The sequence below is a fragment of the Streptomyces sp. A0958 genome, assembly GCF_004795035.1.
Taxonomy (GTDB): domain Bacteria; phylum Actinomycetota; class Actinomycetes; order Streptomycetales; family Streptomycetaceae; genus Streptomyces.
Window position 1 is genome coordinate 1 of sequence record NZ_SSBK01000040.1, and the last position, 22,505, is coordinate 22,505.

At 72.1% G+C, this 22,505-nt stretch carries 19 protein-coding genes and 2 tRNA genes; 5 read left to right on the forward strand and 16 right to left on the reverse strand.

From position 1 onward, the window contains the following. Positions 1-134 precede the first annotated feature (134 nt). Together E6P78_RS27930 and lepA are read right to left on the reverse strand one after the other, a co-directional pair. The gene (locus E6P78_RS27930; protein ID WP_136206429.1) at positions 135-2,024 is read right to left on the reverse strand and encodes a long-chain fatty acid--CoA ligase; all 1,890 of its coding nucleotides are present in this window, start codon (positions 2,022-2,024) and stop codon (positions 135-137) included. 279 nt (positions 2,025-2,303) lie between these two features. Then, positions 2,304-4,178, reverse strand: a complete 1,875-nt coding sequence (lepA, locus tag E6P78_RS27935) for a translation elongation factor 4 (RefSeq protein WP_136206430.1) — start codon at positions 4,176-4,178, stop codon at positions 2,304-2,306. Between the two features lie 226 nt (positions 4,179-4,404). Between lepA and rpsT the strand changes: the two genes are divergently transcribed. Next, positions 4,405-4,671, forward strand: a complete 267-nt coding sequence (rpsT, locus tag E6P78_RS27940; RefSeq protein ID WP_018551637.1) for a 30S ribosomal protein S20 — start codon at positions 4,405-4,407, stop codon at positions 4,669-4,671. A gap of 454 nt (positions 4,672-5,125) precedes the next feature. Here rpsT and holA read toward each other — a convergent pair whose 3' ends face one another. Further along, positions 5,126-6,121, reverse strand: a complete 996-nt coding sequence (holA, locus tag E6P78_RS27945) for a DNA polymerase III subunit delta (protein ID WP_136206431.1) — start codon at positions 6,119-6,121, stop codon at positions 5,126-5,128. 83 nt (positions 6,122-6,204) lie between these two features. Between holA and E6P78_RS27950 the strand changes: the two genes are divergently transcribed. Continuing rightward, a complete protein-coding gene (locus E6P78_RS27950) occupies positions 6,205-6,450 on the forward strand; it encodes a hypothetical protein (RefSeq protein ID WP_206307934.1) in 246 nt (81 codons plus the stop codon). A 16-nt stretch (positions 6,451-6,466) separates the two neighbouring features. On the opposite strand, the gene E6P78_RS27955 is transcribed toward E6P78_RS27950, so the two are convergent. The 4 genes from E6P78_RS27955 to E6P78_RS27970 all read right to left on the reverse strand — a co-directional run bounded on the left by E6P78_RS27955 (position 6,467) and on the right by E6P78_RS27970 (position 9,373). Then, complete coding sequence (locus tag E6P78_RS27955; protein ID WP_136206462.1) at positions 6,467-7,351, reverse strand: YceI family protein; 885 nt, start codon at positions 7,349-7,351, stop codon at positions 6,467-6,469. A 144-nt stretch (positions 7,352-7,495) separates the two neighbouring features. After that, the gene (locus E6P78_RS27960; protein WP_136206464.1) at positions 7,496-8,308 is read right to left on the reverse strand and encodes an arylamine N-acetyltransferase; all 813 of its coding nucleotides are present in this window, start codon (positions 8,306-8,308) and stop codon (positions 7,496-7,498) included. A gap of 35 nt (positions 8,309-8,343) precedes the next feature. Next, positions 8,344-9,078, reverse strand: a complete 735-nt coding sequence (locus E6P78_RS27965) for a 3-keto-5-aminohexanoate cleavage protein (RefSeq protein ID WP_136206432.1) — start codon at positions 9,076-9,078, stop codon at positions 8,344-8,346. An 88-nt stretch (positions 9,079-9,166) separates the two neighbouring features. Continuing rightward, positions 9,167-9,373, reverse strand: a complete 207-nt coding sequence (locus E6P78_RS27970; protein WP_240799395.1) for a hypothetical protein — start codon at positions 9,371-9,373, stop codon at positions 9,167-9,169. Here E6P78_RS27970 and E6P78_RS33920 point away from each other — a divergent pair. Then, positions 9,335-9,466 (forward strand): hypothetical protein, encoded by a 132-nt coding sequence (locus tag E6P78_RS33920; RefSeq protein WP_276607233.1) that lies wholly within the window; start codon positions 9,335-9,337, stop codon positions 9,464-9,466. The two genes, E6P78_RS27970 and E6P78_RS33920, sit on opposite strands and share 39 nt — an antisense overlap. Then, entirely contained in the window at positions 9,466-9,789 is a 324-nt protein-coding gene (locus E6P78_RS27975; protein ID WP_136206433.1) for a hypothetical protein, read from the forward strand. The genes E6P78_RS33920 and E6P78_RS27975 overlap by 1 nt, the downstream gene beginning before the upstream one ends. Before the next feature lie 237 nt (positions 9,790-10,026). On the opposite strand, the gene E6P78_RS27980 is transcribed toward E6P78_RS27975, so the two are convergent. The 8 genes from E6P78_RS27980 to E6P78_RS28020 all read right to left on the reverse strand — a co-directional run bounded on the left by E6P78_RS27980 (position 10,027) and on the right by E6P78_RS28020 (position 21,218). Continuing rightward, positions 10,027-12,684, reverse strand: a complete 2,658-nt coding sequence (locus tag E6P78_RS27980; protein WP_168712721.1) for a ComEC/Rec2 family competence protein — start codon at positions 12,682-12,684, stop codon at positions 10,027-10,029. After that, positions 12,681-13,382, reverse strand: a complete 702-nt coding sequence (locus E6P78_RS34040; RefSeq protein ID WP_136206434.1) for a ComEA family DNA-binding protein — start codon at positions 13,380-13,382, stop codon at positions 12,681-12,683. Before E6P78_RS34040 ends, E6P78_RS27980 begins: the two co-directional genes overlap by 4 nt. 621 nt (positions 13,383-14,003) lie before the next feature. Beyond that, a complete protein-coding gene (locus E6P78_RS27990; RefSeq protein WP_136206435.1) occupies positions 14,004-14,849 on the reverse strand; it encodes a DegV family protein in 846 nt (281 codons plus the stop codon). Between the two features lie 293 nt (positions 14,850-15,142). After that, positions 15,143-15,847 carry a hypothetical protein gene (locus E6P78_RS27995; RefSeq protein WP_136206436.1) on the reverse strand — a complete coding sequence of 235 codons (705 nt, stop codon included), beginning with the start codon at positions 15,845-15,847 and terminating at the stop codon, positions 15,143-15,145. A 147-nt stretch (positions 15,848-15,994) separates the two neighbouring features. Continuing rightward, complete coding sequence (gene leuS, locus E6P78_RS28000) at positions 15,995-18,868, reverse strand: leucine--tRNA ligase (RefSeq protein ID WP_136206437.1); 2,874 nt, start codon at positions 18,866-18,868, stop codon at positions 15,995-15,997. Positions 18,869-19,189: 321 nt separating this feature from the next. Next, positions 19,190-19,262 (reverse strand) — tRNA-Ala (locus tag E6P78_RS28010). A gap of 110 nt (positions 19,263-19,372) precedes the next feature. After that, the gene (locus E6P78_RS28015) at positions 19,373-19,606 is read right to left on the reverse strand and encodes a hypothetical protein (protein ID WP_136206438.1); all 234 of its coding nucleotides are present in this window, start codon (positions 19,604-19,606) and stop codon (positions 19,373-19,375) included. A gap of 133 nt (positions 19,607-19,739) precedes the next feature. Then, positions 19,740-21,218, reverse strand: a complete 1,479-nt coding sequence (locus tag E6P78_RS28020; protein WP_240799393.1) for an MFS transporter — start codon at positions 21,216-21,218, stop codon at positions 19,740-19,742. Positions 21,219-21,503: 285 nt separating this feature from the next. On the opposite strand from E6P78_RS28020, the gene E6P78_RS28025 reads away from it, so the two are divergent. Then, positions 21,504-22,355: a helix-turn-helix transcriptional regulator gene (locus E6P78_RS28025; RefSeq protein ID WP_136206466.1), complete on the forward strand. Its 852-nt coding sequence runs from the start codon at positions 21,504-21,506 to the stop codon at positions 22,353-22,355. A 21-nt stretch (positions 22,356-22,376) separates the two neighbouring features. Here the strand turns inward: E6P78_RS28025 and E6P78_RS28030 are convergent. Then, positions 22,377-22,449 (reverse strand) — tRNA-Ala (locus E6P78_RS28030). Positions 22,450-22,505 lie beyond the last annotated feature (56 nt).

Consider the following 22,505-nt stretch of genomic DNA (forward strand, 5'->3'; position numbering starts at 1 on the left):
CTGATCCACCTCGGCCTCACCCGAACCGACAACACCTGGCACCTCATCCCCGCCACCGCATAGCGAAAAGGGGCCGTCCGGCCTGCGGCCGGACAGCCCCCCAACAAGATTTTCAGCGGCCTTCTAGGTGCCCGTCAGGCCTCTCGGGAGCCTGCGTACATCTCCTCGATCAGGTGCTTGTAGGTGCGCTCGACCACGGGCCGCTTCAGCTTGAGGCTGGGCGTCACCTCGCCGTGCTCGATGTCGAGGTCGCGCGGGAGCAGCCGGAACTTCTTGATGGTCTGCCAGCGCTGAAGGCCCTCGTTGAGGCGCTTGACGTAGCCGTCGATGAGCTCGACGGTCTTCGGGGAGGCCACGACGTCCGCGTACGGCTTGCCCTCCATGCCGTTCTCGGCGGCCCAGCCGAGGATGGTGGGCTCGTCCAGGGCGATCAGCGCGGTGCAGAAGTTACGGTCCGCGCCGTGCACCAGGATGTTGGAGACGAACGGGCAGACCGCCTTGAACTGGCCCTCGACCTCGGCGGGCGCGATGTACTTGCCGCCCGACGTCTTGATCAGGTCCTTCTTGCGGTCGGTGATCCGCAGGTAGCCGTCCACGGACAGTTCGCCGATGTCGCCGGTGTGGAACCAGCCGTCGGCCTCCAGTACCTCGGCGGTCTTGTCCGGCAGCCCCTGGTAGCCCTGCATGATGCCGGGGCCGCGCAGCAGGATCTCGCCGTCGTCGGCGATCCGGACCTCGGTGCCGGGCAGCGGTTTGCCGACCGTGCCGGTGCGGTAGCTCTCGCCCGGGTTGACGAAGGAGGCGGCGCTCGACTCGGTGAGGCCGTAGCCCTCCAGGATGTGGATGCCGGCGCCGGAGAAGAAGAGGCCGATGTCGGGGGCGAGGGCGGCGGACCCGGAGACGCAGGCGCGGAGCCGGCCGCCGAAGGCCTCGCGGATCTTGGCGAACACGAGGGTGTCGGCGACCTTGTGCTTGGCGCCGAGCGCGAAGGGTACGGAGGCCTGGCCGGTGCGCCGGAAGTTGTCCTGCGAGACCTTGGCGTACTCGCGGGCGACGCCGGCCGCCCACTGGAAGATCTTGTACTTGGCCCCGCCGCCCGCGCGCGCCTTGGCCGCGACGCCGTTGTAGACCTTCTCGAAGATGCGCGGGACCGCGGCCATGTACGTCGGCTGGACGACCGGCAGGTTCTCGATGATCTTGTCTACGCGGCCGTCGACGGCGGTGACGTGGCCGACCTCGATCTGCCCGGAGGTGAGGACCTTGCCGAAGACGTGGGCGAGCGGCAGCCAGAGGTACTGGACGTCGTCCTTGGCGATCAGGCCGGTGGCGACGGTGGCCTTGGCCATGTACGACCAGTTGTCGTGCGGCAGCCGTACGCCCTTGGGGCGGCCGGTGGTGCCCGAGGTGTAGATGAGGGTCGCCAGCTGCTCGGAGGTGATGGCGTCGACGCGCTCGCGGACCGCTTCCGGGTTCTTCGCCAGGTGCTCGGCGCCCAGGGCCTCCAGGTCGGCCAGGGTGAGCACCCAGCCCTCGGGGTCGCCCTCGGCCTCTCCGGCGCCCTCCGCGTCGATGACGACGACATGGGCGAGGTCCGGCAGCTCGGCGCGGCGCTCGCGGGCCTTGGCCAGCTGGGCCGCGTCCTCGGCGATCAGGACCCGGCTCTCGGAGTCGGAGAGGATGAACGCCGACTCCTCGGCGTTGGTCGAGGGATAGATCGTGGTGGTCGCGGCGCCCGCGCACATCACACCGAGGTCGACGAGAATCCACTCGACCCGGGTGGAGGCGGCGAGCGCGACGCGCTCCTCGGGCCGCACGCCCAGCGCGATCAGCCCGGCGGCCACGGCGTACACCCGCTCGGAGGCCTGCGCCCAGCTGAGCGACTTCCACTCGTCGGGCCCCTGGCCGTCGGCCGCGGGGACGGGGTAGCGGTAGGCCTCCCCGTCCGGGGTGGCCGCCACCCGGTCGATGAAGAGGGTCGCCACGGAGGGCGGACGGTTCTCGATCATGGTCTGTGTGTCGCTCACGACATCCTCCGGGCCTGCGGCAGTACTTCACGACCGGCTGCTGGTTGCGGTGCGCTCTCCGCCTGGGTGCTTGCTGCTGCTTGCTCTGCGTACTGAAATCCTGCTTGCTTAACTGGCGAGTAACTAAGAAGCCGTGATCAGCGTAGAACGCCCGCGCGCCCCGCGTAAGAGGCAATCGGACCCCGCTTGATAACGAACGGGCCCCCGCTCCGCAGCGTTCCTGCGATGCGGGGGCCCGCGTGCCTACCTACCGGTAGGGCTCCTCGTACTACTCGTGCCCTACTTCTTGCCCTTGCTCTCCCCGGCGGACTCGTCGGTCGACAGCACGGAGATGAACGCGTCCTGCGGCACCTCCACGTTGCCGACCATCTTCATCCGCTTCTTGCCCTCCTTCTGCTTCTCCAGCAGCTTGCGCTTACGGGAGATGTCGCCGCCGTAGCACTTGGCGAGGACGTCCTTGCGGATGGCGCGGACGGTCTCACGGGCGATGACCCGGGAGCCGATGGCCGCCTGGATCGGCACCTCGAAGTTCTGCCGGGGGATGAGCTTCTGCAGCTTGGCGACGAGCCGCACCCCGTAGGCGTACGCCTTGTCCTTGTGCGTGACCGCCGAGAACGCGTCGACCTTGTCGCCGTGCAGCAGGATGTCGACCTTGACGAGCTGCGCGGACTGCTCGCCGGTGGGCTCGTAGTCGAGGGAGGCGTATCCCCGGGTCTTGGACTTCAGCTGGTCAAAGAAGTCGAAGACGATCTCGGCGAGCGGCAGGGTGTAGCGGATCTCGACCCGGTCCTCGGAGAGGTAGTCCATGCCGAGGAGCGTGCCGCGGCGCTGCTGGCACAGCTCCATGATCGCGCCGATGAACTCGCTGGGCGCCAGGACCGTGGCCCGGACGACCGGCTCGTGCACCTTGTCGATCTTGCCCTCGGGGAATTCACTGGGGTTGGTGACGGTGTGCTCGGTGCCGTCCTCCATCTCGACCCGGTAGACCACGTTGGGGGCGGTGGCGATGAGGTCGAGGCCGAACTCGCGCTCCAGCCGCTCGCGGACCACGTCGAGGTGGAGCAGGCCGAGGAAGCCGACGCGGAAACCGAAGCCGAGCGCCGCGGAGGTCTCCGGCTCGTACACCAGCGCGGCGTCGTTGAGCTGGAGCTTGTCCAGGGCCTCGCGCAGGTCCGGGTAGTCCGAGCCGTCCAGCGGGTAGAGCCCGGAGAACACCATCGGCTTGGGGTCCTTGTAACCGCCGAGCGGCTCGGTCGCCCCGCCGCTCAGCGAGGTGATCGTGTCACCGACCTTGGACTGCCGCACATCCTTCACGCCGGTGATGATGTAGCCCACCTCGCCGACGCCGATCCCGTCGGACGGGGTCATCTCCGGCGAGGAGACACCGATCTCCAGCAGCTCGTGGGTGGCGCCGGTCGACATCATCCGGATGCGCTCGCGCTTGTTCAGCGAGCCGTCGACGACACGGACGTACGTGACGACACCGCGGTACGAGTCGTAGACCGAGTCGAAGATCATCGCGCGGGCGGGCGCGTCGGCCACGCCGACGGGCGCCGGGACGTCCCGCACCACGCGGTCGAGCAGCGCGTCCACGCCGATGCCGGTCTTCGCGGAGACCTTGAGCACATCCTCCGGCTGGCAGCCGATGAGGTTGGCCAGTTCCTCGGAGAACTTCTCGGGCTGGGCGGCCGGCAGGTCGATCTTGTTGAGCACCGGGACGATGGTGAGGTCGTTCTCCATCGCCAGGTAGAGGTTGGCCAGGGTCTGGGCCTCGATGCCCTGTGCGGCGTCGACCAGCAGGATCGTGCCCTCGCAGGCGGCGAGCGACCGGGAGACCTCGTAGGTGAAGTCGACGTGTCCGGGCGTGTCGATCATGTTGAGGACGTGGGTGCTGCCCTGGCCCTCACCGGTGGTCGGCGCCCAGGGCAGCCGGACCGCCTGGGACTTGATGGTGATGCCGCGCTCGCGCTCGATGTCCATCCGGTCGAGGTACTGAGCGCGCATCTGCCGCTGGTCGACCACCCCGGTCAGCTGGAGCATCCGGTCGGCGAGGGTCGACTTGCCGTGGTCGATGTGCGCGATGATGCAGAAGTTGCGGATCAGCGCCGGGTCGGTACGGCTCGGCTCGGGCACGTGGAGAGGAGTCGCGGGCACGCAGGGTCCTGATTCTTGAGACGCCGAACGCCGTGTCTCGGGTCGATGTCGGGTCGGGGCGGATCGGGGGCGGATCTGTACGTAGCTTCCATCGTCCCACGCCTGCGGGACAGCGACCGGTTTGGGCCGGTCGGACCGCTCCTGCTACCGTGGACAGCTGTGCCTCGTGGCTTCCGGGCCCCGCGGACACACCCAGAAGATCCAACGAACCTGAAAAGGCTCTTTCGTGGCGAACATCAAGTCCCAGATCAAGCGGAACAAGACGAACGAGAAGGCGCGCCTGCGCAACAAGGCCGTCAAGTCGTCGCTCAAGACCGCGATCCGCAAGGCCCGTGAGGCCGTTGTCGCGGGCGACGTCGAGAAGGCCACCGTGGCCGTTCGCGACGCTTCGCGCGCCCTCGACAAGGCCGTCTCGAAGGGTGTCATCCACAAGAACTCCGCCGCCAACAAGAAGTCGGCGCTGGCCGCCAAGGCTGCCACCCTTCAGGGCTGAGCTTTCTGATGTAACCGCCGGAACGGACCAAGCGGGCCCTCTCTCCCGCTCCTGCCCGGCACCCGCGCCGCACACCGAACCTGCGTTCGCCACGCGGGTGCGACGCACCCATTCTCATCCCGAGGCCTCGCCCGGCCCCTTCCCCAGGGACCGGCCGGGGCCTTCGGCATACGCGGGCACGCGAGGCACGGGCACGCAGAGCGCGCACTTCACCGGCGTTGAGACTCCGCCGGTGCCCGCAACGCAAAGCCGAACCCGTCCACACCAAGCCCGGCCACACCCGGCCCGACCACCCCCAGCCCGTCCGGCGCTTGAGGACACCTGAACGGCCAGTTCAAGCCCGTCCGGCGCTTGAGGACACCTGAACGGCCAGTTCAAGCCCGTCCGGCGCTTGAGGACACCTGAACGGCCAGTTCAAGCCCGTCCGGCGCTTGAGGACACCGTGGCCGACCGGCTACCGCGCGCTCCGCGCGCCACGCGCGGCGGCCGCCACCGCGACCACCGCCTTCTCCAACGCGTACTCCGGGTCGTCCCCGCCCCCCTTGACCCCCGCATCCGCGTCCGCGACCGCCCGCAGCGCCACCGCGACCCCGTCGGGCGTCCAGCCCCGCATCTGCTGGCGCACCCGGTCGATCTTCCACGGAGGCATGCCCAGCTCACGTGCGAGATCCGCCGGCCGCCCCCCTCGCGCCGACGAGAGCTTGCCGATCGCCCGTACGCCCTGCGCGAGCGCGCTGGTGATCAGGACGGGGGCCACGCCCGTCGACAGCGACCAGCGCAGGGCCTCCAGGGCCTCCGCCGCCCGCCCCTCGACCGCCCGGTCGGCGACCGTGAAGCTCGACGCCTCCGCGCGCCCCGTGTAGTAGCGCCCGACGACCGCCTCGTCGATCGTGCCCTCGACATCCGCGACCAGCTGCGACACCGCGCTCGCCAGCTCCCGCAGATCGCTGCCGATGGAGTCGACCAGCGCCTGGCACGCCTCGGGCGTCGCGGAGCGCCCCAGCGCGCGGAACTCACCGCGTACGAAGGAAAGCCGCTCGGCCGGCTTGGTCGTCTTCGGGCACGCGACCTCCCGGGCCCCCGCCTTGCGGGCCGCGTCGAGCAGCCCCTTGCCCTTGGCACCGCCCGCGTGCAGCAGGACGAGGGTGATCTCCTCGACCGGGTCGTCGAGATACTTCTTGACGTCCTTGACCGTGTCGGCGGGGAGATCATGCGCGTTGCGCACGATCACGACCTTGCGCTCGGCGAAGAGCGACGGGCTCGTCAACTCGGCCAGGGTGCCCGGCTGGAGCTGGTCGGGGGTGAGGTCCCGGACGTCCGTATCGGCGTCGGAGGCGCGCGCGGCCGCCACCACCTGCCGCACGGCGCGGTCCAGGAGCAGGTCCTCCTGCCCCACGGCGAGCGTGAGCGGGGCGAGCGGGTCGTCGGTGGAATTCCTTCTGGTGGCCATCGCCGTCCAGCATCCCACGGGCCACTGACAGCCCGGTCGCGGCCGGGTCCGCCGCACTCTTCCCCGTAGCCGAGAATGGGCGGGTGAGCGATGAGAGACACGTGCTGGTGCTGCCCGACCGCGACGCCGCCCAGGAGGTGGCGGACGAGCTCGCCGACCGCTTCGGGGTCACCGAGGAACCGCAGCTCGTGCGCGACGCGCTGGCCGGCGAGGACGACGCCGAGGACGCCCAGTGGCTGGTGGTCGTGGAGGACCCGGACCGCCGGCTGGACTCCGCGGCGCTCGACGCGTTCGCCGCGGAGTACGAGGGGTGGCTGGAGACGCCTTAGCCCGGCCGTCCCGGGGTCAGCCCTTCGGGACGATCTGGATGTCCATGTCGATGGAGATGCTGGGGCCGACCACCGCGATGCCACGGGCCAGCATCGTCTGCCAGGTCAGCGTGAAGTCCTCGCGGTGCAGCTGAGTGGTGGCGCGGCAGGCCGCCCTGGTCTCACCCTCCAGCCCGTTGCCGAGGCCGAGGTACTGGGTGTCCAGCGTCACCGTACGGCTCACCCCGTGCAGGGTCAGCGCCCCGCTCACCCCCCAGCGGGTCCCGCCCCGGTGCACGAAGCGGTCGCTGTAGAACTCCAGCGTCGGATAGCGGCCGACGTCGAGGAAGTCGCTGGAACGCAGGTGGTCGTCGCGCATCTGGACGTTCGTGTCGATCGACGCGGCGTCGATGACCACGTGCATCGCCGAGTCCTCCATGCGGTCGGCGATCCGCACCGCGCCCGCGAAGTTGTTGAACCGGCCGTGGATGCGGGCCATCCCGATGTGCCGGGCCGTGAAACCGATCTGCGAGTGCGTCGGCTCGATCTCCCAGTCGCCCGGCTCGGGCAGCTGCGGCGGTGCGGAGACCTGGAGGGTCACATCTCCCAGGCTCGCGTGACCGCCCTCGGTGACCGTGGCCGAGCCGTGGAAGGGGGTGAACCCCTCCGCCGTGACGGCGAGCCGATACTCGCCTGCCGGAACCGTGGCGAGCACACTGCCGTACGGGTCCGTCTCGCCTCCGATCACCTTGCGTCCCGCCCGGTCCGTCAGCACGAACTCGGCCTGCGGCACCGCCTCGTTGACCGGGTCGAGCACTCGGCAGCTGAGAACACCCGCCGACTCCGGTACCACGAGTCCGGCGAGGGCATTGCCGCGCGCGGCACCCGCCGCAGTTTTGTTTCCGAACCAACGGCCGAACATCTCCACACTCCCGGGGGCGCTTTCACCTCGGGCCGGAGGGCAGACGTCGTTGTCGGAGCAGCGGCCCGCCGACGAATAGGCATTCGACCACCCTTGGAGCGTTCGAGGCAAACAGAGCATCTCGCAGAGGCTTGGGCGCAGGTGTTACCGAAGGTCCGCTTTGACGGGCAGCCGGTTCAGGTGCACCCCGAAGTGCTCGCGATAGGCGGCCAGCACCTCTTCGTCGCTCTCCAGCGGCGTCTCGTGCCGCTCGGTGCCCGCCGTGATGAGCAGCTTGCGGCCGGTGAGCGTGATCCGGCCGTCGTCCGTGCAGCGCGAGCAGACCGGGGCCCGGGTGAAGTGGGAGTCGGGTGAGGTGCGGTGGTACCAGGCCCCGGCCCGGAAGTCGGCCAGCCCCCGGGGCCGCGGTTCCAGGCGGAACCGGGGCCTGCCGTCGCACAGCACGTCGAGGTCCCCGAAGTCCTCGCCTTCCCCGGCCGCAACCGGCGCGATCCGGAAGACGCCGCCCGGGTCCTCCTGGTCCGTACGGTCGTCGAGCGCGAGGGGGTGCCGGGCGTGCTCGCCGAAGCCGACATCGGCGAGCCAAGGCCCGGTCCCGTCGTCCGTCTCCACGCGCAGCGCCATGTGGTCGTACGGGATGCCTAGCCGGCCGCCGTCCCCGTGGACCCGCGCCTGGAGCAGGGCGACGCGGAAACCGAGCGCCCGCAGCAGTACGGCGAAGGCCCCGTTGAGTTCGTAGCAGAAGCCGCCGCGCCGGCCGGCCACGATCTTGTCCAGGAGCGGTTCCTCCGCCAGCACGATGTCCTCACCGAGGTGGATCGAGAGGTTCTCGAAGGGCACGGTGAGCAGGTGGCGCAGTTGCAGTGCGCGCAGTGCCGGGGCGTCGGGGCGGGCGGGTCTGGCCGCGCCGATGCGTTCCAGGTAGGCGTCGACGGTCTGCGGCAGGTGCGGGTTCATGGGCCCGGTCTGTTCCGGCGCCGGGGCGTCACCATTCACCATGGCGTGTCCTGCGCCGCGCGCTGGATGGTCTCGCGTGCCGCCCGGACGAGGGCGGCGTTGCTCGGTGCGGGGCTGCCGTCGGGGAGGCGGAGCGTGTCCTCAAGACCGATTCGGGTGTCCAGGCGGCGGGAGGCCGCGAGCCGGAGGACGGGCCAGGCGGCGGCGTCCTCGCCGTGCAGGAGGATCGGCGTGGCAGCCGATTCGAGGTCGTCGAGCAGGCCGGCCGCGGCGTGGACCGCGTCCTGCGGGGTGGTCCCGGTGATCTCGGCCAGGACGCGCAGGACTCTGCGGGATTCGGGCCAGGCGAGGAACCGCTGTGCCGCGGGCGTACCCGAGTAGATGCCGGCTTCGATGCCGACCCCCCGGTCCAGCAGTGCGGCGGCGACCTGGGCGGCGCCGTCCTCGTGCCAGTTGACGGAGGCGTGGTCGGGCAGCAGGGTCCAGGCCCGGATCTGCGCGGCACGGGCCTGAGGGTCGGCCGTGGCCCAGGCCCCGGTGGTGACCCCAACGGGGATGCCCGGGACGGCGTCCCGTACCGCGTGGACGGCGGCAGCCACGGCGACGCCGTCCAGCGTGTCCTGGCTGTGGCGGTCCTTGGGGTGCAGGTGGATGTCGTCGGCGCCGGCGGCGACGGCCTCCCGGGCCGCAGCCGCGAGTTCGTCCGGGGTGACCGGCAGACGGGAACACTCGGCACGGCTTCGGGCACCGTTGAGACAGACCTGCAGCATGACGCCATCCTCGCAGGTCGCACCTGCGGCCTCTCCCGGCAGACAACCGGATTCGCGGCAACCACTCCGCGGTCGGGGGCCAACAGGTTCAATCGCCGCTGAGCCCAGGATTCTGTGTCTGCCGGCCCGTGGTGAGGAGGGTGTGCAGGACGGCTTGGGCCGTGGGGAGCCGGTTCGCCGCCTGACGCCACACCAGGGACCGCGGCCCGTCCAGTACCTCGGAGGTGATCTCCGCACCCCGCTCGGCAGGCAGGCAATGCAGGGCGACGGCATTCGGTCCGGCCCGGTCGAGCAGTGCGGTGTCGACGCGATAGCCGGCGAACCGGCGTCGGCGCTCGGCCTCTTCTCCGACGCGGTGATCCCGGCCCGCCGGTGGGCGAGGCTCTGATGCGCGCCGCTTACTGGCGCTCCGCCCGCGACGGCTGGTCCGGCTCCGGCATCAGCCCCGGTGACGGGCGGCTGGTGCCCACCCGTCAGATGGTCCGGGAACTGCTGGCCTTCGCCGCCCCGGCACTGGCCGAGTTCGGCGAACTCCGACCGGCCGTCGCGGTGTTGCGACGGATGGCGGCCCACGGAGGCGGGGCCGGCCGACAGCGGGCAGCCCACCGCCACCGCACTGATCTGCGGGACGTGGTGACCTGCTTGGCCGAGCACACCACACACCCGGCCGGCAGACCGGTGACGCAGCGGTGGGCGGCGAGCATGACGTGATCTCCCCCACTGGCCATCTCGCCGGCCGGCCACGAACCGATGAGCGGCGGCTGCTGGACGCTGACCGGTGACCGGTGACCGGTGACCGGTGACCGGTGACCGACGGTCGCTGGCCGGGCTGGGACCGGGGCCCTGGCGGTCCGAGCGGGGCCCAACGGCTCCCGCGGCCGGAGTGAACGCGCGGCCGTGCGGCCACGGCCCGGACCCGGGGCTCCAGTGGCTGGAGCGCGTACGCCGTCATGACCGCCCCACCGCCCGCAGCCGGCTCCCCGTGCCCGTCACCGCGATCGCCCCGTCTCTGTCGGTGCGCAGCACCACCGCCCCCTGCGCCGTGAGCGCGTCGACCGTCCGGGCTGCCGGATGCCCGTACGGGTTGTCCCGGCCGACGCTCATCAGCGCGAACCTGGGCCGGGCGGCGCGCAGCAGGGCGCTGTCCTGGTGCGCGGAGCCATGGTGGGCGACCTTGAGGACGTCCACCCTCGGCAGCTCCGGATGGCTGCGCAACAACGCCTGCTGGGCGGGGGGCTCCAGGTCGCCGGGCAGCAGCAGGGTGAGCCCGCCGGCCCGCACGAACAGGGTGACACTCGCATCGTTCGGGTCCTGCGGTACGGGGCCGGCCGCCGGGCCCGTAACCGCCTCGCCCGGCGGCCACAGCACCTGCCAGTCGAGCGCCCCGATCCGCCGCCGTTCACCGGGGGCGGCCCGCATCACCGGGATACGCGCCTGGGCAGCCGTTCTCCGTACGAACGCGGCCTGCTCCGGCGGTTCGTCCAGGCTCGTCGTCTGGATCGCGCCCACCGCTCTGCCCCGCAGCACGCCGGGCAGGCCCCGCACATGGTCGGCGTGGAAGTGGGTGAGCAGGAGCAACGGGATGCGGCTGACGCCCAGTTCGCGCAGGCACCGGTCGGCGAGCCGGGGATCGGGGCCGGCATCGACGACCACACCCGCGCCCCGACCGGCGGCGAGCACCAACGCGTCGCCCTGGCCGACGTCGCACATCGCGAACGCCCAGCCGGGCGGCGGCCACCCGGTCAGCACCCGTGTCAGCGGCACCGGGCGGAGCACGGCGAGCACCAGCAGCAGCGCGGCGGCCGCACAGACCCAGGGGCGGCGCCCCACCCACCGGGCGGCCAACACCAGCACCAGGGTCAGCACGGCCAGCAGTACGGCGCCGGACGGGCCGTCGGGCCAGCCGGTCTCCGCACCGGGAAAGGCCGCTCCGGTCCTGGCCACCGAGGCGATCCACCCGGCCGGCCACCCCGCCACCCGGGCGAGCAGCACCGCCACAGGCATCGCCACCGGAGCCAGGGCCAGCGCGGCGAACCCGAGCACCGTGGCCGGTGCCACCGCGAACTCGGCCAGCAGGTTGCACGGGATCGCCACCAGGCTCACCCGGGAGGCCAGCAGCACCACGACGGGCGAGCACACCGCCTGCGCGGCAGCCGCGGCGGCCAGCGCCTCCGCCAGGCGCGGCGGCACCCCGCGCCGTTGCAGCGCCTCGCTCCACCGCGGAGCGAGGGTCAGAAGGGCGCCGGTGGCCAGCACCGACAGGACGAAGCCGTAACTGCGCGCCAGCCACGGGTCGTAGAGCACCAGCAGCAGAACGGCGGCGCACAGCGCGGGGATCAGGGTCCGGCGTCGTCCGGTGCCGATGGCGAGCAGTGTGATCAGCCCGCACGCGGCGGCCCTGAGCACACTCGGTTCGGGCCGGCAGACCAGGACGAAGGCGAGCGTCAGTCCGCCGCCGAGCAGGGCGGTCATCCGCAGGGAGATCCCGAGCCTGGGCGCCAGTCCCCCGCGTTCGGCCCGCAGCGCCCTGCCGGGCGGCCCGATGAGCAGGACGAGCAGGATCGCCAGGTTCGCACCGGATACGGCCATCAGGTGGGTGAGGTCCGTCGCCCGGAAGGCCTCGTGCAGTTCCGGAGTGATCCGCGTGGTGTCGCCGACGACCAGTCCGGGCAGCAACGCCCGCGCGTCGGGGCCGAGTCCGTCGGTCGCCTGGCGCAGTCCGGCGCGCAGCCGTCCCGCCGTGCGCTGGAGGAGGCTGGGCGGTCCCGTCACGCGCGGCGGGCCCTTGCCCTCGGGCCGCAGCACGGCGGCGGCCCGCTCGCCCTTGTGCAGCGGTGGCGCCAGCCGCCCGGCGATCCGCAGACGGGTGGAGGGGAGCAAGTGCTGCCATTCCGCCGTCGCGCCGCCGGGCGGGACGATGACCAGCACCGGCGTGCGCAACCGCACGGCCGTCCCGTCCGCCCGCGTGAGCAGGGTGACCTCCGCGTCCAGGAGCAGGGACACGGGCGTGCTGTGGTCGCCGCGCACCCGGGGGTACGTCCGCCGGGCATCGGAGGTGAGGGTGATCTCCGCCTCGACCCGCGCGAACTGCCGGGCCAGTCCGGGAACCGGGCCCCGGCGCGCATCGGCACTGTGCAGCCCGGCGGAGGCCGCCCCGGCCGCCGCACAGAGCAGCACCGCCGCGGCGGCCGTGGCGTGCATCCGCCGACGCCCACGGGCCGCCACGCCCCCGCCGGCAGCGACGTCCTCCCCGCCTTCGCCGCCCGCGCCGGCCGTGATGCCTTCGCCGACCGTGACACCCCCGCCGGCCGTGATGCCTTCGCCGACCGTGACACCCTCGCCGTCCCGTCCCCCGGTATCGCCCCGCCGCCGTTCTCCGGCTCGGGGCCGGAGGAGGCCCGGCGCCGCGAGGAGGACCATGGCCGCCCCCAGGCAGAGCACCACCCCCATCGCCGTCCACTGCCCGGGGGCGCCCACCGCGAGCGCGGCACCGGCCCAGGCCGCCGCTGCCGGGGCGAGCAGCCGCAGGTCGACCGGACCCTCCTGCCTCGGATCGGAGACGCCCAGCCGCAGGCCCGACGCCGCGTGGACGTCCTGCGCGCTCACGGCTGCACCAGGGGGCGCAGATCCGCGAACCGTCGGTCGCCGATCCCGTTGACCTCGCGGAGTTCGTCGACGGACCGGAACCCGCCGTGCTGGGTGCGGTAGTCGACGATGTGCTGGGCGAGGACGGGGCCGACGCCCGGCAGGCCATCCAACTGGTCGGCCGTAGCGGTGTTCAGGCTCACCAGCCCTGCGCCGCCCACGGCCCCGCCCCCGGCCGCCGCCGAACCGCCCGTGCCCGCGACCGCGACCGGGGCCGGCGGGGCGCCCACCACGATCTGCTCGCCGTCCATGAGCACCCGGGCCCGGTTGAGGCCCGCCAGGTCAGTCCCGGGACGCGCCCCGCCCGCCGCCTGCAACGCATCGTCCACCCGCGACCCGGGCGGCAGCCGGCGCAGCCCCGGGCTGCGCACCTTGCCGCTCACGTCCACCACGATCTGACCGCCCGCCCCGGCGACGGCCGCCGGCCCGGGAGACGGCTCGGGCCGGCCGGCCGCACCCGTGTCCGCACCCGTGTCCGCACCCGTGTCCGCACCCGGGCCGGGCGCGTGCACCGCCTCACCGACGACGTCCGGAGCCCGTACGCCCTCGGGGCTGGCGGACCAGAAGTGCATCCCGGCGAACACGGCGGCCGCGACCAGGACCACGGCGAGCGCGGCGAGGGTCTTCGGCTCAAGGCCGCATCTGAGCTGCACCCACATCGGCAACCGCTCCCGCACCGCGAGAACCCCCGCCGCCCACCGCCCCACCGACGCCGGAGCCGAGGCCGAGACCGAGACCGGAGCCGAGGCCGAGACCGCCGGAGCCGGGGCAGCCGGCGCCGAGGCAGCGGGAGCCGGGGCAGCGGGAGCCGGGACCGAGACCGCCGAAACCGAGTCCCCTGAAGCCGGAGCCACCCCCACTGAAGCAGCCCCCTCGGGCGCCTCCACCCCAGGCATCCCCGGACGCACATCGCCCTCCCCCGCCCCCTCCGCGCCCACCCCCCACCGCGCGACGCGTCCCCCGTACCCGCCCGCCATGAGCGCGTCGGCCCTGCTGCGGGCCGCCGCGGCCGACGCGGCGGCTTCGATGCGGCCGGTGGTCCGGCGCCGGCGGCCGGGTTCGGGGCCCGCCGCTCGCCGGAGGCGCCCGTCGGAAGCCGGGTCGCGTCCGGGCCCACTGCCGGGTCCGGCACCCGGTCCGCCGGGTCCGCTGGTTGCACGATGTGATCGGGAAGCCATGCCTCACGACGCTAGGCAGTCACACCGGAACCCGCTGAGCACCCGCGATTTCAGTGGAAAACCGGCCCGTTGTGCATAACTCGACCACTCCGGAGAGTGACGTCAGCGCGGCGAGACCACCGCGCCCAGCAGCCCCGGACCGGTGTGCGCGCCGATCACCGCGCCCACCTCGCTGACATGCAGATCCACCAGCCCGGGCACCCGCTCCCGCAGCCGCTCGGCCAGCCGCTCGGCGCGCTCCGGAGCCGCCAGGTGGTGCACCGCGATGTCCACCCGCCCGCTGCCCGCGCGTTCGGCGACGATCTCCTCCAGCCTGGCGATGGCCTTGGAGGCCGTCCGCACCTTCTCCAGCAGTTCGATCCGGCCGCCGTCCAGTTGGAGTAGGGGTTTCACGGCGAGGGCGGAGCCGAGCAGCGCCTGCGCGGCGCCGATCCGGCCGCCTCGGCGCATGTAGTCCAGGGTGTCGACGTAGAAATAGGCGGAGGTGCCCGACGCGCGCTTCTCCGCCGCCGCCACCGCCTCGTCCAGGCCGCCGCCCGCCTCGGCCGTCTCGGCCGCCGACAGGGCGCAGAACCCGAGGGCCATCGCGACCATCCCCGTGTCCACCACCCGCACCGGCACCGGAGCGTCCTTCGCCGCCAGCAGCGCCGCGTCGTACGTGCCGGAGAACTCCGCGGACAGATGGAGCGAGACGATGCCGCCCGCACCGGCGTCGGCTGCCGCCCGGTACGTGGCGGCGAAGACCTCGGGGCTGGGGCGCGAGGTCGTCACGGAGCGGCGTTTCTGGAGAGCCAGGGCGAGGGAACGGGCCGAGATCTCGGTGCCCTCTTCCAGGGCCTGGTCGCCCAGGACCACGGTCAGCGGCACCGCGGTGATGCCGTGCCGCTCCATCGCGTCGGGCGGCAGGTAGGCCGTGGAATCGGTGACGATCGCGACATGGCGGGACATGAGCGGGAGGTTACCCGCAGGGGCGGGGAGTCGGCAGTCCGACCCCGCGCGAATGATCAGTCGCGGTCGCTTCGCATCGCATCCTGCCACCCTCGGTCACGCCACGCTCGGTCACCGGTGGTCCCGGCGTACCTCCGTCGCAGCCGGCTCACCCGGGGCCGGGCCGAAGCGCCGACTCACCCGGGGCCGGGCCGAAGCCGCCGACTCACCGCGGCAGAGCCGCAGCGCCGACTCACCCGGGGCCCCGGCCCGAAGCGGGAGCCGCGACCGTGACCGCACAGTTCCCGACGCGCTCAGTTCGTGGTCTCGGGCCGGGCCGTCTTCTGCCACGGGTAGGCGGTGCGCTGCCGGGGGTCCCGGGCCGTGATGGCCTCCGGCGGTGTCCGGTCACCGCCCGGCGCGTCCGGCTCCCCGCCCCGGTCCGCCGGCCGTCCGGGCTGTGCCGCCGGCTCCTCCGTCGTCCAGTGCCGCAGCGCCCCCGCCTCCACGTCGATCTGCGCGTTCAGCATCGACAGGTCGTCGTCGGCGAACTGACGGGCCCGGTCCCGGGCGGCCCAGCGCAGCGCATCGGCGGAACCGGTGATCCGGGCGGTGCGCTCCTTCAGGCCCGGCAGCCGCGAGGCGACCGTCGCCTTGTCGGGCTCGCGCTCCAGCGCCTTCAGCTCCTCGTCCAGCTCCCGGCCGTGCACCCCGAGCCGTTCGAACAGGCCCAGGGACTCCGAGAGCGAGGCGTCCTCCGCCACACCCGCCCGCAGCGCGTCCTGCGTGGCGCGCATCGACGTACGCAGCGAGAGGCGCAGCTGCGCCAGCTCGGCGCCGGCGCCCAGCTGCCCGTAGGTCTTCGCCCGCAGGGTGGTGTCCTCGACGGTGCGGCGGGCCTGCGTGATCGTCCGGTCCACGCCGCGCTTGGCCGCCCCGACGACCTTGACGGTCGCGTAGACGCCCAGGGCCATGAAGACGACGACGAGCAGCCCCAGGATCAGGAACACGGTTTCCATGAGCGCCCCTCGGATGGTGTGACGGCCGCCGGCACGCGTTCACCGGTCCCCTCCACCGTAAACGGAACGGGCAGGTTGGGGGTCCTGTTGGAACCCCCAACCTGCCCGTAGGGGAAAGCCCTCACGCCTTCCCCACCGCAGCCGTGGCTATGCGGGGACGATGTTCACCAGCTTCGGCGCCCGGACGATCACCTTGCGGATGCCCGCCCCGCCCAGCGCGGCGACGACGGCCGGGTCGGCCAGGGCCAGGGCCTCCAGCTCCGCGTCCGTGATCGACGGGGAGATCTGCAGGCGCGCCTTGACCTTGCCCTTGACCTGCACCACACAGGTCACGGTCTCGTCCACGACGTACGCCGGGTCGGCCACCGGGAAGTCCTGGTGCACGACGGACTCGGTGTGGCCCAGCCGGTGCCACAGTTCCTCGGCGATGTGCGGGGCCAGCGGCGCCACCAGCAGCACCAGGGCCTCGGCGACGGAGCGGGGCAGCGGCCCGCCCGCCTTGGTCAGGTGGTTGTTCAGCTCGGTGACCTTGGCGATGGCCGTGTTGAAACGCATGCCGGTCATGTCGCCGCCGACGCCGTCGATCGCCTTGTGCAGCGCGCGCAGCGTGTCCTCGCCGGGCTCGGTGTCCACGACGGTGACCTCGCCGGTCTCCTCGTCGACGATGTTGCGCCACAGGCGCTGCAGCAGCCGGTACTGGCCGACGACCGCACGCGTGTCCCAGGGCCGCGACACGTCCAGGGGGCCCATCGCCATCTCGTACAGGCGCAGCGTGTCCGCGCCGTACTCGCCGCAGATCTCGTCGGGCGTGACGGCGTTCTTCAGGGACTTGCCCATCTTGCCCAGGACGCGGGAGACCTTCTCGCCCTGGTAGTAGTAGGCCCCGTCGCGCTCCTCGACCTCGGCCGCCGGGACCGCGATGCCGCGGCTGTCCCGGTAGACGAACGCCTGGATCATGCCCTGGTTGTACAGCTTGTGGAACGGCTCGGTGGAGGAGACGTGGCCCAGGTCGTGCAGCACCTTGGACCAGAAGCGGGCGTACAGCAGGTGCAGGACGGCGTGCTCAGCGCCGCCCACGTACAGGTCGACGCCCCCGGTCGGCTGCCCCTCGCGCGGGCCCATCCAGTACTCCTCGATCGCCGGGTCGACCAGCTTCTCGGAGTTGTTCGGGTCCAGGTAGCGCAGCTCGTACCAGCAGGAACCGGCCCAGTTGGGCATGGTGTTCGTCTCGCGGCGGTACTTCTTCGGGCCGGCGCCGTCGCCCAGGTCCAGCGTGACGTTGACCCAGTCCGCGCTGCGTGACAGCGGGGTCTCGGGCTGGGTGTCGGCGTCGTCCGGGTCGAAGGTCCGCGGCGAGTAGTCGTCGACCTCGGGCAGCTCCAGCGGCAGCATCGACTCGGGCAGCGGGTGGGCGATCCCCTCCTCGTCGTACACGATCGGGAACGGCTCGCCCCAGTAGCGCTGGCGGCTGAACAGCCAGTCCCGCAGCCGGAAGTTGACGGTGCCCTCGCCGACGCCGTGCTCCTTCAGCCACTCGGTGATCCGGGCCTTGGCGTCCGCGACGCCCAGACCGTTCAGGGAGACCTCGTCGTTGGCGGAGTTGACCAGCTTCGCGTCGTACGAGGCGAAGGCGTCCTCCCACGTCGAGGCGTCCGTGCCGCGGTCGTCGGACGGCTCGACCACACAGCGCATCGGCAGCTCGAAGGCGCGCGCGAAGGCGAAGTCGCGGGCGTCGTGCGCCGGTACGGCCATGATCGCGCCGGTGCCGTAGCCCATCAGGACGTAGTCGGCGATGAAGACGGGGATCTTCTCGCCGCTGACGGGGTTGGTGGCGTACGCGCCGGTGAAGACGCCGGTCTTGTCCTTGGCCTCGGCCTGCCGCTCGACGTCGGACTTGGCCGCGGCCTGCTTGCGGTACGCGGTGACCGCCTCGGCCGGGGAGGCGTGGCCGCCCGTCCAGACCGGGTGGGTGCCCTCGGGCCAGGCGGCGGGGATGATCCGCTCGACCAGCTCGTGCTCCGGCGCCAGCACCATGTACGTGGCGCCGAACAGGGTGTCCTGGCGGGTGGTGAAGACGGTGACGCTGCCCGCGCCGTCGACCGGGAAGTCGACGCGCGCGCCCTCGGAGCGGCCGATCCAGTTGCGCTGCTGCAGCTTGATGGCCTCGGGCCAGTCCAGCCCGTCCAGGTCGTTCAGCAGCCGGTCGGCATAGGCCGTGATGCGCATGTTCCACTGGCGCAGCTTGGCCTTGAAGACGGGGAAGTTGCCGCGCTCGGAGCGGCCGTCGGCGGTGACCTCCTCGTTGGCCAGGACGGTGCCCAGGCCGGGCGACCAGTTGACCGGGGCGTCGGAGGCGTAGGCCAGCCGGTACTCACCCAGCAGGTCGGCGCGCTCGGCGGTGCTCAGCGCACTCCAGTCGCGGCCGTCGGGGGTGGCGCGCTCGCCGCTCTCGAACTGGGCGACCAGCTCGGCGATCGGCCGGGCCCGGTCCGCCTCGGTGTCGTACCAGGAGTTGAAGATCTGCAGGAAGATCCACTGGGTCCACTTGTAGTACTCGGACTCGATCGTGGCGAACGAGCGGCGCTTGTCGTGGCCCAGGCCCAGCCGGCGCAGCTGCGCCGTCATGTTCTCGATGTTGGCCTCGGTGGAGATCCGCGGGTGGGTGCCGGTCTGTACGGCGTACTGCTCCGCGGGCAGGCCGAAGGCGTCGAAGCCCAGGGTGTGCAGGACGTTGTGGCCGGTCATCCGCTGGTGGCGGGCGAAGACGTCGGTGGCGATGTAGCCCAGCGGGTGGCCGACGTGCAGGCCCGCACCCGAGGGGTACGGGAACATGTCCATGATGAACTTCTTCGGCTTGGCGGCCAGCTCCGGGTCGCCCGCCAGGTCACCGGTCGGGTTGGGCGCCTCGTACGTGCCCTCGGCGTCCCAGAAGTCCTGCCAGCGTGCCTCGATGTCGGCGGCCATCGCTGCCGTATAGCGGTGCGTCGCAGCGACGTCGGCTGCGGAATTCGTCTCGCTCATGATCCTCAAAGCTCCATCGATCGTCATCTGCCGGCGCCCACGTTCACGGACACGCGTCCACGGAAACGAAAAATCCCCTCGCACAGGAGGGGACGCCGCGCCGATGCCGACCAGGCATTCTCACCGGTCGGGACTGATCAGCGCGGCTCGCTAAGCAGAAGGCGTACGGCACGCATGGCGTCAGGGTACCGCACGGACCCGGCCCGCCTCCGGGCGGTTACCCGCGATGGACCCCGCACCCACGAAGCAGCGCTTACGACAACCGTGCATACGAAACAGCGGGCCATCCGATCCGGACGACCCGCTGTTCCTTCTTCACTGTGGAGCTAAGGAGAATTGAACTCCTGACCTCTTGCATGCCATGCAAGCGCTCTACCAACTGAGCTATAGCCCCTCGTTGCGCCGCCCGGTCTCCCTGGCGACATCGAGAACAGTACCGGTCACCCCGGCCGTCCACCAAATCGATTCCGGTCCGTCCGTTCCCGCCGGCCGGAAGGGGGGCGGTCAGGCCGTGGCGAAGGAGTAGAAGCGCTTGAGCGTGCAGTGCTCCTCCAGGAGGCGGCCGTAGATCGGCTCCCCCTCCAGCTCCCGGTACGTCTCGATAGGGTCGCCTTTTATGATCAGCGCCCGCGCGCACTCCTCGCACCAGTACTGGTAGTCCGCGTTGACGGGGTCCATGTCCCTGACGATGGGCGTACCACCGCCGCACCAGTCGCACTTCCGCCTGTGTGCACCCATGGATCAGCTCCGGCTCCGGCGGAAGAGAGGCGGCTTCGGGACCTCGTGGCGGCTCCCAGGCATCGCGCACACCCTCCCGTTCGGTCCGTCGCCCCCTCCGGCGGTCCGATTCTGCCATGACCCCGCAAGGGGGTCAGCCAGCCGGAGTTCCCGCCCGCCGCCGTCGCCGTACGAACCCCGCCGCGGCCCCCGCGCACGCGGCCGCCGCCAGCGCCGGCTCGCAGGCCCACAGCGCCTCCCCCGACCCCTGCGGACCGGGCGCCGCAAGGCGGTTGAGGTAGAGCGTGCCGACCGTCGCGACACCGATGACCTGCCCCAACTGCGTCACGGTCACCAGGAGACCACTGGCGTCGGCGGCGTCCTGCGGCCGTACGTTCGCCAGGGCACCCGCGAGATTGGGGCTGAAGCCGAGCGCCATACCCGCCCCCATGAGCACGAAACCCGCGTACAGGCCGCCTCCCCCGTCGCCGCCGCCCCGCAGCGCCAGGCCGATCAGCAGCGCACCGGCCGCCACCAGCACGAAGCCGCCGGGGACCAGGGCCCCCTGGAGCCGGGCGGGCCACCGCCGCCAGGTCAGCCCGGCCGCGCCGAAGACCAGCGCGGTCGGCGCGAACATGAGCCCCGCGCGCAGCGGTGAGTACCCCAGTCCGCCCTGGAGGTGCAGGGTCATCGTGAAGAAGAAGCCCCCGTTGGTGGCCATCACCAGCAGGATGCGCAGGGCCGCCAGAGCGATCCCGGGCAACCGGAGCACGCGGGGCGCGATCAGGGGCGCACCGCCACGCGCGGCGAGCCTCGTCTCGTACAGCACGAAACCGGTGAGGACCGCCACGCAGGCGAGCAGGCTGATCCAGGTCCAGTCCGGCCAGCCCAGCTCCTGGCCGAGCACCAGCGGGACGGTCAGCAGGGTGACACCCACGGCGAGCATGACGAGCCCCACCGGGTCGAACCCCCGCGCCCGCGCCTCCCGCCGGGCCTGCCCGGTACGCGGTTCGCCCGGCAGCACCCGGACGCCGAGCCACAACAGGGCCAGCCCGATCGGCACGTTGACCAGGAAGACCGGCCGCCAGCCCGCCCCGAACAGGTCGGCGCTCACCAGAACCCCGCCTGCCACCTGCCCCGCCGCGGCCCCGACGGCCAGGACGGCGCTGTAGGCACCGATCGCCCGGACCCTCGCCGCCCCGGTGAAGTGCTGCTGGATCAGGCTGAGCACCTGCGGGATCATCACCGCCGCGCCCGCGCCCTGGATCACCCGGAAGGCGATCAACTGCTCCTCCCCCGCCGCCAGTCCGCAGGCGAGCGAGGCCGCGGTGAAGACCGTGAGTCCGGCCAGATGCGCGCGGCCGTGCCCGAACACGCCGCCGAGCCGGGCACCGGCGACGAGGAGGACGGCGTACGAGACGGTGTAGCCGGCCACCACCAGCTGCAATCCGGCTCCGGATGCGCCGAGGTCGGCGCGGATGGTCGGGGCGGCGACATTCACGATGAAGATGTCGAGCATCGCCATGAACTGGGCCGTCAGCACGACGGCGAGCAGCCGGGCAGGTCCCTTGTCAGTGGTGGGGTCTTTACTGGTGACGGAACGTGAGGCCGTCGTCTCGGATGTCGCGGTCATGGCCTCAAGGCTGGTGCCGGGCTCATACGGGTAACGAGAGCCCGCTGATGCTGGTACTGGCAGCACCTGGCAACACCCGGGCGAAGCACCGACGATGGGGGCGTGACGACGGTGACGGCACAACAGCAGCGGACGGCACACACGCAACGGGCCGCCCGGGGCGAGCCGCCCCCCGGGCCGGACGGACGGGGCCAGGACAGGCGCGGACCCACCCCCGGCACGGACGGCCGCGACCAGGGCAGGCGCCGGGCGGCGCCCGGCCGGCGGCCCGAGCTCGCCGCCTTTCTGCGCAGCCGCCGGGCGCGGGTGACCCCGGCCGACGTGGGCATGGCCCCGGGGCTGCGGCGCCGCACGCCGGGCCTGCGCCGCGAGGAGGTCGCCCAGCTCTCCGGCGTCGGCGTCACCTGGTACACCTGGCTGGAACAGGGCCGTCCGATCAACGCGTCCCCCCAGGTCCTGGACGCGGTGGCACGGACGCTGCGGCTGGACCCGCCGGAGCGCGAGCACCTCTACCAGCTGGCCGGGGTCGCCTTCATACCGGGCAGGGAGTCCGACACGCTGGAGGTCGGCGAGGAGATCCAGGGCATCATCGACGCGCTCGACCCGCACCCCGCGGTCGTCTACAACGCGCGCTACGACGTCCTGGCGACCAATCCCGCCTACCTCGACCTCTTCGGCGTCCCCGTCATGGGCGAGTCCCGGGTGCGGAACGTGCTGTGGGCGCTGTTCACGATGTCGGAGCGGGCCTGCCCGGTCGTCCACCGCTCCCAGGAGCTGCCCCTGATGGTGGCGACCCTGCGCAGCGGCTACGGACGCCATGCGGGCGAGCCGGCCTGGGAGTCGTTCATCGAGGCGCTGTCGGCGGCCAGCCCGTACTTCACGAAGCTGTGGCGCAGCGGGGACGTCGCCCCGCCGGGGCGGCGCGTGAAGACCTTCCGGCACTGGGCGGTGGCCGGCGACATACGGCTGACGTCGGTCTCGCTGACCGTCAACGGACTGCCGGAGTGCCGGATCGTCGCGTACACACCGGCCGACGAGGCGAGCGTGGGGCGGCTGGCGGAGTTGCGCGCGCACCGTCGGGGGCCGTGCGAGGCGGGGGCCGAAGGGGGCGCGGCAAGCAGAAATCCCGCCCCCTGACCGGGGACGGGATTTCGATTGTGGAGCTAAGGAGAATTGAACTCCTGACCTCTTGCATGCCATGCAAGCGCTCTACCAACTGAGCTATAGCCCCGCTGTCCGCTGTGTTTCTCTGCGTTTCCGCGCTGCGAACAAGAAGAACTCTAGCCT

Excerpts from the sequence above, each read along its gene's own strand:
- holA (WP_136206431.1), bottom strand. The coding sequence starts at position 6,121 with ATGGCCACCAGAAGGAATTCCACCGACGACCCGCTCGCCCCGCTCACG.
- E6P78_RS27955 (WP_136206462.1), bottom strand. The coding sequence starts at position 7,351 with ATGTTCGGCCGTTGGTTCGGAAACAAAACTGCGGCGGGTGCCGCGCGC.
- E6P78_RS27960 (WP_136206464.1), bottom strand. The coding sequence starts at position 8,308 with ATGAACCCGCACCTGCCGCAGACCGTCGACGCCTACCTGGAACGCATC.
- E6P78_RS27965 (WP_136206432.1), bottom strand. The coding sequence starts at position 9,078 with ATGCTGCAGGTCTGTCTCAACGGTGCCCGAAGCCGTGCCGAGTGTTCC.
- E6P78_RS33920 (WP_276607233.1), top strand. The coding sequence starts at position 9,335 with ATGCAGGGCGACGGCATTCGGTCCGGCCCGGTCGAGCAGTGCGGTGTC.
- E6P78_RS27975 (WP_136206433.1), top strand. The coding sequence starts at position 9,466 with ATGCGCGCCGCTTACTGGCGCTCCGCCCGCGACGGCTGGTCCGGCTCC.
- E6P78_RS34040 (WP_136206434.1), bottom strand. The coding sequence starts at position 13,382 with ATGTGGGTGCAGCTCAGATGCGGCCTTGAGCCGAAGACCCTCGCCGCG.
- E6P78_RS27990 (WP_136206435.1), bottom strand. The coding sequence starts at position 14,849 with ATGTCCCGCCATGTCGCGATCGTCACCGATTCCACGGCCTACCTGCCG.
- E6P78_RS27995 (WP_136206436.1), bottom strand. The coding sequence starts at position 15,847 with ATGGAAACCGTGTTCCTGATCCTGGGGCTGCTCGTCGTCGTCTTCATG.
- leuS (WP_136206437.1), bottom strand. The coding sequence starts at position 18,868 with ATGAGCGAGACGAATTCCGCAGCCGACGTCGCTGCGACGCACCGCTAT.
- E6P78_RS28015 (WP_136206438.1), bottom strand. The coding sequence starts at position 19,606 with ATGGGTGCACACAGGCGGAAGTGCGACTGGTGCGGCGGTGGTACGCCC.
- E6P78_RS28020 (WP_240799393.1), bottom strand. The coding sequence starts at position 21,218 with ATGACCGCGACATCCGAGACGACGGCCTCACGTTCCGTCACCAGTAAA.